Consider the following 10,575-nt stretch of genomic DNA (forward strand, 5'->3'; position numbering starts at 1 on the left):
CATCGGCAAGCTGCTGCCCGAATGGTTACGTGCAGCGACCCCGCAACAAATCAAACGCCTGCGCAACCTGTTCAAGGAACACAAGGCCGGGCAGGACAGCGTTCGCGCAGCCACCCGAGGGCTTGTCCCGCTGCAAATCTTCGCCTTGGACAAGCTTGGCACGTTGCTCAAGGGTCGCCTGCCCGCAGGCAGCAAACTGAACGAGCTTGAATGGCTTGAACCCGAGGGCGGGTTGGTTAGCGACGGCTTTCTCGGTTTTTCCCTGGGGACGATCGAGGTGCGCCAATCCGCGCTGCTGCGTCTCATGCAGAACTTTCCCAGCGGCGCCACGCCGCTACGCGGTGAGTTTGTCGTCAACGGCGGGCGCAAGGTGCTCTATCGCGTCGACGATGTCTTTGTCAAAGCGTGCAGGGATCTGGACACTGGCAGGTTGTATCAAACCCTGATTGATCAAACCTTCAACGCTCCAACGTGCAAGCTGCTTGTCGCGGAAAAGCGTGCGGGGCTCCGGCTAGCTGCTGAGCTGGCAGTGATTCAGGGTGAAGTGAACGAGCAGGTGTGTGAGGCGCTGGCCGAGGTGGCGGATGCCAAGCACAGTGAGGGCCTGCACCTGCAAGGTTACCCAGGGTTGTTGACCATGCTCGGCAAGCCTGTGGCAGATGCCCTGGTGATCGCGTTGCGTGACGCAGCTGGCGAGGCAAGTGGCTGGGTCCTCTATCTTCCCAGCGACCCGTCGCAGGCCTTGCATCACTTCCTCACGCTGGGGCAGATGCATCAGGCCATGGTCAAGCGGCTGAATGCACCTGAATACCAGAATTACTTTATCCAGTTGATTGCGCTTGAGGACCGTCAGGACTTCGTGCAACTGCTTCAGACGCGTCTCAAAGACCCAGAGCCTGACCTGCAGATGGATGGCACGACTGGCCAGGGGGACGTGTTCGTACGGCTGGTCGAGCAGCAAGTAAAACGGATAAAAAGCGACGCCAGCCTGCTATTGGTGCCGCTGGCACAAGCTGATGCGCGGGCGGCCAAACAGCGCCAGGCAAGCTGGAAGTCGCTGGGCTGGGACGTGGCCAATCTGGCCGGCATGTTTGTCCCTGTGGTGGGTGAGTTGTTGCTGGGGCGAATGCTGGTACAAACCGTTGCCGAGGTCTACGAGGGTGTGACGGACTGGGCGTACGGCCACCAGCATGAAGCGCTGGAGCACCTGCTTGGTGTGGCTGAGACCTTGGCCCAGGTTGCGGTGACGGGTGCGGTGATCGGCGCTACCGGCCACTTCGTGCGCAGCCGCTTTGTCGATGGCCTTGAGCCGGTGAGGCTGGACAATGGCCAGCAAAGGCTATGGTCCAGCGACCTCACGGTCTACGAGTCGACGCCCGATGAGCGCACCCTGGCTGATGATGGCTTGTATGGCAGCGGTACACGCCGCTGGATGCGCAGTGGCGATCGCTACCATGAGGTTCAGCGCCCGCAGGCGGAGGGGCCGTGGCGGCTGCGTCATCCACGCGGTGATGAAACCTTTGGGCCGGTCGTGGAGTTCAATGGCGAGCGCAGTTGGCATGTACGGTCGGCGCGCCCGCAGACCTGGGATGACAGCGCCCGCATGCTCGATACGTTGTGGCCGTTCCAGGCACCGCTGAGCACCGACCATGCACAGCAGATCGTACACATGGCGGGCATGAACAAGGACATGCTCCGCGGCCTGATAATTGAGAACCGCCCGTTGCCGGTTACCCTGCGCGAGACTTTGCGGCGTTTTGATGCCAACACCCGTATCGAGGCGTTCTTCACATCGCTTGGCGATGCATCGGTGGTGGGGGGGGATGCCGAGATTCAGGCGTGGTGCCTGGCCTGGGCTGGAATGACGGACCTGGATCCGGCCGCCCTCAAAGCCGCTTTAATGCAGCAGCAGCCCCAGCTGGAGGGGCCTCTGCTGCAGCATCTGACCCGGGTCAGGCTGCCGGATGACCCCGTAGCCAGGTTGGTAAAGCGAGATTTCCCCCACTTGCCTGACGCCTATGTCGCGGAGGTCGTGGCCGAAGTCGATAACGCCCAGGCCAAGCTTTCCAGGCTCGGCAGGCTGTCTGTGAAGATGGCGACCAAGGCGCGCTTCTTGTCGCAGGTGGCGCGACTGGACCGGGCAGTGCAGGGCGTGTTTCTAAGCAGTGCTTACACAGACGAGGCCGGGGAACTGGTGATCAACCTGCTGTCGAGGCTGCCCAACTGGCCTTCGCAGCTCGGAGTAGAGTTACGCGACGGCTCGCCCTACGGTCGTTTGCTGACCCGGTTGTCGGCCATGTCGACCGAGGATGAGACCGTGTCACTGGTCCATGTCCACGGACGTTTTCGCTTGTTCGATGGGCAGGGCTATGAACATTCCGCGGAAGTCGCCGAACCAGGCACGATCTTCCAGGCCCTTGCCGCTCTGCTGACGCCCGAACAGCTTGGCCGCATGGGGTTGCCCGCTGAGCAGCCTGCCGCGCTATTGCGTGCCAAACTCCAGGCCTTGGTGCCCGACACGCGCACCGCCCGCTTGTACCTGCTCGGATGGCGTGAGCAAGCCCCGTGGTTCAACCCGGGCCAGCGTTTGACCAATGGCAGGGTCGGCTATCTGCTGAGCGGCCGCGGCGAAGCCGGTACCGGCCTGCAGCAGCTGTTGCGCGCCCGCCTGGGGGTACTGTACCGAGGGCTCGGTGACGTCGAGCTCGAGCAAGAGGCTGTACGGCTGCAAGGCTTCGGTGATCAGGCATTCCAGCACCTGCTTGATCTGGAGGATAGCTACAACCGATTGGATCGGGCACTCAACCAATGGTATGGCAGCGAATTGAACGAGGCCCGCCAAACGTGCCGAAAGGTTGTCGCTGACAGCATTCGCAGGGCTTGGCGTTTCCAGGGCGAACAGGTTTACGACAGCGAAGGACACACCATTGGCCAGCGCCTCAGGCTGGAGGGGCCAAGCATCACGACACTCCCGTCATTGCCGTTGTCGGTGGACTTCCCACGCCTCGTTTCATTAGTCATCAACGACACCGCGGTCACCGTTGTACCGGTGGACTTCCTCCACGGCCTTACGGCCCTGACCGAGGTGAACCTTGTCGGTAACCAGCTATCTGCAGTACCGATAGGTTTCGCCTACCTTATCGAACTGCGCACCTTACGCCTGGCTCGTAACAACATTCATTTGAACTTTGGCTCCATCAGCGCAATCAACCGCCTCCCACGGTTGGAAGCGGTAGACCTGAGTTACAACCCACTGGGGCAATATCCTGTGCCCTACAACCAGCTGTCTCATTTGCGTGAGCTGGATTTGCAGCAATGCCGGCTGGGCGTCTGGCCGAGTGGCCTCGAACTCTGCAGCTCGCTTGAAAAAGTGAACTTGTGTGGTAATCACCTGAAGGTAATACCGGAAGTTGTCCTGAGGATGCCGCAGTACTTTCGGCACATATTCGTGGTGATGCGCAATCCCCTGAGCACGTATGACGTGCAGCGCCTGTATGCCTTCGATGTCATTCTGGAAGAAGGTGTAATGCCTTCGCCGTCGTTGAAAGGGCTGCAACGGGCACGTTCGCTTTGGGTGGGTGGTAGCGAAGCCAGCACACTGGAGGCGCGAGGGCGGCAGTGGGATGAATTGGCAAGCATGCCTGACAGCGTCGGTTTGTTTGCGCTGGTTGAGCAGTTGGAACGCACTACAGACTATGTCAACGCCAGCGAGTACCTGCGGGGCAACCTGTGGACGCTGTTGGATGCCTTGTGCAGCAATACGGCTTTGCGTTTGGAAGTGTTCGCCGAGTTGCGCCCCCCGTTCGGCTCGATCAACCGCGTCGTTCGCCGCTTCAGCGATTTGCTAAAGCGGGCAGCGATTGCCCAGGCTGAAAACAACACCTCACCTGATCGCGGTAATCAGTTGCTCAATCTTGGGCGGGGGTTGTTCCGCCTGGAACAAGTCGAACGACGTGCCACTGCCGAAACAGCCCGACGCGCAGCCCAGGGGCAGGTTGTTAACGACGATACCATCGACACGATCAACCTGTATTTCCGAGTCAAGCTGCACGAGGTACTACAGTTGCCCTTCCAGCCGCAGACCCTGGATGCCAGCGAAACGGCGGAGGTTAGCGATGCAGCGATTGCGCAGGCGTTGCGTCGTGTCAAGGATGCTGAAACATTGCTCAACCTCTCGCATAGTCTTGCACAGCGCGAGTTCTGGCAGCGTTACCTGCGCCAACGGAGCAGCGGGTACTTCACCAACCTGGAGCGTGTCTATCGGGACCGCGTACAGCTTATAGAGCAGCAACGTGCTGAACTTGCCCCTGCTGAAGTCACCCAGCGCCTTGACGACCTGGTCATCGAACGCGACCAGGACGAGCGAGCCCTGTTGGTGCGCCTGACTCACCAACTGTTATATGGCAAGGAGCGCGGCCAGGCCTGAGGCCGGCAGCGGCCAAACCGGTCATTCAGATTGACAACTTTGGCCATTGCCGCCGCGGTTGAGCGGCGCGAACATCATCGGACTTATGGTTCAACTCCAAAAACAATAAACCAGGAGTCCGACGATGCGTGATTACGCCGAGGCCGCTCGAGCGTTCGACCCTGCCCAGGCCGCTAGCGCGGCGCTGCATGGCCACCTCGAAGCCCTCAATGCCTGTGTCGAATGCTGTGACCGCCATGCCGGTGACGGCAAGCTGGCGCTGATCCACGAAGACCGCGACGGCAACAGCGCACGCTACAGTTTTGATCAGCTCAAGGCACAGGCGGCCCGCTTTGCCAATGTGCTCAAGGCGCAGGGCGTGGGTGCAGGGGACCGGGTGGCGGGCTTGATGCCGCGTACTCCCGAGTTGCTGGTCACCATTCTCGCCACCTGGCGTCTCGGTGCCGTGTACCAGCCGCTGTTCACCGCGTTCGGCCCCAAGGCCATCGAACACCGCCTTGAACAGTCCCACGCCCGCGTTATCGTCACCGACAGCCACAACCGTGCCAAGCTGGATGAGGTGCAGGCCTGCCCATCGATCATCACGGTCAGGGCCCGCAGTGGCGAGCTGGATTTTCAGCAATGCCTGGATGCTGCCTCGCCGGTATGTGAACCGGTCATGCGCTCGGGCAACGACCCGTTTCTGCTGATGTTCACCTCCGGCACCACCGGCCCGGCGAAACCCCTGGAAGTGCCATTGCGTGCCATTGTCGCGTTCCAGGGTTACATGCGGGATGCCATCGACCTGCGCCCCGAGGACAACTTTTGGAACCTGGCCGACCCGGGCTGGGCCTACGGCCTGTATTACGCCGTCACCGGCCCATTGTCGCTGGGCCATGCCACCACCTTCTACGATGGCCCGTTCAGCGTTGAAAGCTGTGCCCAGGTAATCGACAAGCTGGGTATCACAAACCTGGCTGGCTCGCCCACGGCGTATCGTTTGTTGATTGCCGCGGGCAAGGCATTTTCGGCACCGGTCAAAGGCCGGCTGCGTGTGGTCAGCAGCGCCGGAGAACCCCTCAACCCGGAGGTGATCCGCTGGTTCGCCGAGGAACTGGACGTGACCATTCACGACCACTACGGCCAGACCGAGTTGGGCATGGTGCTGTGCAATCATCATGGTTTGTTGCATCCGGTGCACCTGGGCTCGGCCGGCTTCGCCATCCCCGGCCATCGCATCGTGGTGCTGGATGCCCAAGGTAACGAACTGCCAGCTGGCCAGCCGGGCATCCTCGCGGTTGACCGCGAGCAGTCGCCATTGTGCTGGTTCGCCGGCTACCACGGCCAGGCAACCAAGGCCTTCGTCGGCAAGTACTACCTCAGCGGCGACACGGTGGAGCTGAACCAGGACGGCAGCATCAGTTTCGTTGGCCGCAGCGACGACGTTATCACTACCTCCGGTTACCGAGTCGGCCCGTTCGATGTGGAAAGTGCATTGATCGAGCACCCGGCGGTGATCGAGGCAGCGGTGATTGGCAAGCCGGACCCCGAGCGTACTGAGCTGATCAAGGCCTTCGTGGTTTTGGCCAACGGCCATGTGGGCAGCGTCGAGCTGGAAGAAACCTTGCGCCAGCACGTGCGCCAGCGCCTCTACGCGCATGCCTACCCCAGGGAAATCGAATTCGTCAGCGAGCTGCCCAAGACCCCGAGCGGCAAGCTGCAACGCTTCATCCTGCGCAACCAGGAAGTCGCCAAACAACAAGCGCAACAGGCCACCCCTGCCAGCGTCTGAAAGGAAACCGATCATGCACATAGCCAATAAACACTTCATTGTCAGCGGCGCCGCCTCCGGGTTGGGTGCTGCCACTGCGCAGATGCTGGTCGAGGCCGGCGCCAAGGTCATGCTGGTCGACCTCAATGCCCAGGCCGTCGAGGCCAAGGCCCGTGAGCTGGGTGACAACGCCCGCTTCGCCGTGGCTGACATCAGCGACGAGCAGGCTGCCCAGGCGGCCGTCGATGCAGCCGTCAGCGCCTTTGGCAGCTTGCAAGGGCTGGTCAATTGCGCCGGCATCGTTGGTGCCGAGAAAGTGCTGGGCAAGCAAGGTCCGCATGGCCTGGCCAGCTTCGCCAAGGTTATCAACGTCAACCTGGTCGGCAGCTTCAATTTGCTGCGCCTGGCCGCTGCAGCCATGGCTGAAGGGGCTGCCGATGAGGCCGGCGAGCGTGGCGTGATCATCAACACCGCCTCCATCGCTGCCTATGACGGCCAGATCGGCCAGGCCGCCTATGCTGCCTCCAAGGGCGCGATTGCCAGCCTTACCTTGCCGGCCGCGCGCGAACTGGCACGCTTCGGCATCCGCGTGATGACCATCGCCCCGGGCATCTTCGAAACGCCGATGATGGCTGGCATGACCGAGGAAGTGCGTGCTTCGCTGGCTGCCGGCGTGCCGTTCCCGCCACGCCTGGGGCGCCCGCAGGAATACGCTGCGCTGGCTCGTCACATCATCGAGAACAGCATGCTCAACGGCGAGGTGATCCGCCTCGACGGTGCACTGCGCATGGCTGCCAAGTAAGGAGAGCGAACATGACCCTCGCCAATGATCCGATTGTTATCGTCAGCGCCGTGCGCACGCCCATGGGCGGCCTGCAAGGCGACCTGAAAAGCCTGACCGCACCACAACTGGGCAGTGCGGCCATTCGTGGTGCCGTGGAACGTGCCGGCATCGATGCTGCCAGTGTCGAGCAAGTGCTGTTCGGCTGTGTGCTGCCGGCCGGGCTGGGCCAGGCGCCAGCACGCCAGGCCGCACTGGGGGCTGGGCTGGACAAGCACACCACCTGCACCACCCTGAACAAGATGTGCGGCTCGGGCATGCAGGCCGCGATCATGGCCCATGACCTGCTGCTGGCCGGCACCGCAGACGTGGTGGTGGCGGGGGGCATGGAAAGCATGACCAACGCCCCGTACTTGCTGGACAAGGCCCGTGGCGGCTATCGCATGGGCCACGGCAAGATCATCGACCACATGTTCATGGACGGCCTGGAAGACGCCTATGACAAAGGCCGCCTGATGGGCACCTTCGCCGAAGACTGCGCCCAGGCCAATGCGTTTAGTCGCGAAGCCCAGGACCAGTTCGCTATCACCTCGCTTACCCGTGCCCAGGACGCGATCAGCAGCGGCCGTTTTGCCGCCGAGATCGTGCCGGTGGAAGTTACCGAGGGCAAGGAAAAGCGCGTCATCAAAGATGACGAGCAGCCGCCCAAGGCGCGCCTGGACAAGATCCCGCAGCTCAAGCCCGCCTTCCGTGAAGGTGGCACGGTGACCGCAGCCAACTCCAGCTCAATTTCCGACGGCGCTGCGGCGCTGGTACTGATGCGTCGCTCCGAAGCCGAAAAGCGCGGCCTTGAAGCACTGGCAGTCATCCATGGCCACGCGGCCTTCGCCGACACCCCGGCGCTGTTCCCGACCGCGCCGATCGGCGCCATCGACAAGCTGATGAAACGCACCGGCTGGAACCTGGCCGACGTCGACCTGTTCGAGATCAACGAGGCCTTTGCCGTGGTCACCCTGGCGGCCATGAAACACCTTGACCTGCCCCACGACAAGGTCAACATCCACGGTGGCGCCTGCGCCCTTGGCCACCCGATCGGCGCTTCGGGCGCACGCATCCTGGTGACCCTGCTGTCGGCCCTTCGCCAGAACAACCTGCGCCGCGGCGTGGCGGCCATCTGCATTGGCGGCGGCGAGGCCACGGCCATGGCCGTCGAATGCCTGTACTGAGGTGAACCATGCTGGTAACTGACGAGCAACAACAGATCGCCGATGCGGTACGCGCCTTTGCCCAGGAACGCTTGAAACCATTTGCCGAGCAGTGGGACAAGGAACACCGCTTCCCAAAGGAGGCCATCGAGGAGATGGCGGGGCTGGGCCTGTTCGGCATGCTGGTCCCGGAACGGTGGGGCGGCAGCGACACCGGTTACGTGGCTTACGCCATGGCCCTCGAAGAAATCGCCGCTGGCGATGGTGCCTGCTCGACCATCATGAGCGTGCACAACTCGGTAGGCTGTGTACCCATCCTGCGTTTTGGCAGCGAGCAGCAGAAGGCGCAGTTCCTCACCCCCCTGGCAACTGGCGCGATGCTGGGTGCCTTTGCCCTCACCGAACCGCAGGCTGGCTCCGATGCCAGCAGCCTGAAGGCCCGAGCGCGCTTGGACGGTGACCACTATGTGCTCAATGGCAGCAAGCAGTTCATCACCTCCGGGCAGAACGCCGGGGTAGTGATCGTGTTTGCCGTGACTGATCCCGAGGCCGGCAAGCGCGGGATCAGCGCCTTCATCGTGCCCACTGATTCGCCGGGCTACCAGGTGGCGCGGGTGGAGGACAAGCTCGGCCAGCACGCGTCCGACACCTGCCAGATCGTCTTCGACAATGTGCGTGTGCCGGTGGCCAACCGCCTGGGTGCAGAAGGCGAGGGCTACAAGATTGCCCTGGCCAACCTTGAAGGCGGGCGCATCGGTATCGCCTCGCAGGCTGTGGGCATGGCCCGAGCGGCGTTTGAAGTGGCGCGAGACTATGCCCATGAGCGGCAAAGCTTTGGCAAGGCGCTAATCGAACACCAGGCCGTGGCCTTCCGCCTGGCTGACATGGCGACGAAAATTGCCGTGGCCCGGCAGATGGTGCTGCACGCCGCCGCGCTACGTGACGCCGGGCGCCCGGCGCTGGTGGAAGCGTCCATGGCCAAGCTGTTTGCCTCGGAAATGGCCGAAAAGGTCTGTTCGGATGCCTTGCAGACCCTGGGCGGTTATGGCTATCTGAGTGACTTCCCGCTGGAGCGGATCTACCGCGACGTTCGGGTTTGCCAGATCTACGAAGGCACCAGCGACATTCAGCGCATGGTCATTGCGCGCAATCTTTGAAGGAGCAGACTGCATGGCATTCGAAACCATCCTGTTGGACATTCACGGCAAGGTCGGGCTGATTACCCTCAACCGCCCGCAGGCACTGAATGCGCTGAACGCGCAGATTGTTGGCGAGATCAACCAGGCCCTGGACCAGCTCGAGCGTGATCCGAGCATCGGTTGTGTGGTGCTCACGGGTTCGGCCAAGGCCTTTGCCGCTGGCGCCGACATCAAGGAAATGGCCGACCTGCAATACCCGCAGATCTACGTCGATGACCTGTTCAGCGACGCTGACCGCATTGCCAACCGGCGCAAGCCGATCATTGCTGCGGTATCTGGCTTCGCCTTGGGCGGTGGCTGCGAGCTGGCGATGATGTGTGACTTTATCCTTGCCGCGGACAACGCCAAGTTTGGTCAGCCGGAAATCAACCTTGGCGTGCTGCCGGGCATGGGCGGCACCCAGCGGCTCACCCGTGCGGTGGGCAAGGCCAAGGCCATGGAACTGTGCCTGACCGGTCGCCTGATGGGGGCCGAAGAGGCCGAGCGTGCTGGCCTGGTGGCGCGCATCGTGCCGCAGGCAGAGTTGGTGGAGGAGGCGCTGAAAGTAGCGGCGACCATTGCCAGCAAGTCGATTCCGGTGAGCATGATGGTCAAGGAGAGCGTCAATCGCGCGTTCGAAGTTACCCTTAGCGAGGGCGTGCGCTTTGAGCGTCGGGTGTTCCATGCGGCGTTCTCTACCGAAGACCAGAAAGAAGGCATGGCCGCCTTCATCGCCAAGCGCGAGGCGCAGTTCAAGAATCGCTGATCAGACTCGGTTCGTGCCGTTGCCGTTGCCGTTGCCGTTGCCGTTGCCGTTGCCGTTGTTTTTGCTTTTGCTTTTAAGTGCGCGGTAGTTCAGGCGACGCAGATTGCGACTTCAGGAAGCCGGAGCGAGGGGACCCCGGAGCGAAGCTTAGGGTCCGGATGATGAGAGCCAGCGTTTTTTGGTGGACCTGCCCCGTGACAACGGACGCCTTCAAGCGACAAGCGAAAGCGAAACAGTGGTGGTTTTTAGCTCGCGCATAGGCCATTTGCGATGGCGACGCATATTCACCTTTTCGCCCTTACGGCGAGTCACTTTTTGTCAAACGCGACAAAAAGTAACCAAAAAACGCTGCGCTCCGATCATCCGGCCCCTGCGCTGCGCTCCGGGGTTCCCTCACTCCGGCCTCGCTCCCGGGAGGACCGCGCTGCAGGCCCCATCCTGGGGCCCAGCGCTTGACGGGCATCCATGC

The 10,575-nt window shown here is 62.2% G+C and carries 6 protein-coding genes; all 6 read left to right on the top strand.

Annotation, left to right across the window (positions count from 1 at the left end):
• Window positions 1-145 precede the first annotated feature (145 nt).
• The 6 genes from E8E78_RS07065 (at window position 146) to E8E78_RS07090 (ending at window position 10,106) form a co-directional block, all read left to right on the top strand.
• Window positions 146-4,426, top strand: a complete 4,281-nt coding sequence (locus E8E78_RS07065) for an NEL-type E3 ubiquitin ligase domain-containing protein (RefSeq protein WP_280337097.1) — start codon at window positions 146-148, stop codon at window positions 4,424-4,426.
• Between the two features lie 124 nt (window positions 4,427-4,550).
• Window positions 4,551-6,197 carry an AMP-binding protein gene (locus tag E8E78_RS07070; protein WP_049277830.1) on the top strand — a complete coding sequence of 549 codons (1,647 nt, stop codon included), beginning with the start codon at window positions 4,551-4,553 and terminating at the stop codon, window positions 6,195-6,197.
• A gap of 13 nt (window positions 6,198-6,210) precedes the next feature.
• Window positions 6,211-6,978 carry an SDR family NAD(P)-dependent oxidoreductase gene (locus E8E78_RS07075; protein ID WP_016500635.1) on the top strand — a complete coding sequence of 256 codons (768 nt, stop codon included), beginning with the start codon at window positions 6,211-6,213 and terminating at the stop codon, window positions 6,976-6,978.
• A gap of 11 nt (window positions 6,979-6,989) precedes the next feature.
• Window positions 6,990-8,183 carry an acetyl-CoA C-acyltransferase gene (locus E8E78_RS07080; protein WP_016500634.1) on the top strand — a complete coding sequence of 398 codons (1,194 nt, stop codon included), beginning with the start codon at window positions 6,990-6,992 and terminating at the stop codon, window positions 8,181-8,183.
• An 8-nt stretch (window positions 8,184-8,191) separates the two neighbouring features.
• Complete coding sequence (locus tag E8E78_RS07085) at window positions 8,192-9,319, top strand: acyl-CoA dehydrogenase (RefSeq protein ID WP_059396119.1); 1,128 nt, start codon at window positions 8,192-8,194, stop codon at window positions 9,317-9,319.
• 13 nt (window positions 9,320-9,332) lie between these two features.
• A complete protein-coding gene (locus tag E8E78_RS07090) occupies window positions 9,333-10,106 on the top strand; it encodes an enoyl-CoA hydratase (RefSeq protein WP_016500632.1) in 774 nt (257 codons plus the stop codon).
• The last annotated feature ends 469 nt before the right edge of the window (window positions 10,107-10,575 follow it).

Source organism: Pseudomonas sp. BN505 (assembly GCF_029873175.1).
GTDB classification, from domain to species: Bacteria; Pseudomonadota; Gammaproteobacteria; order Pseudomonadales; family Pseudomonadaceae; genus Aquipseudomonas; species Aquipseudomonas putida.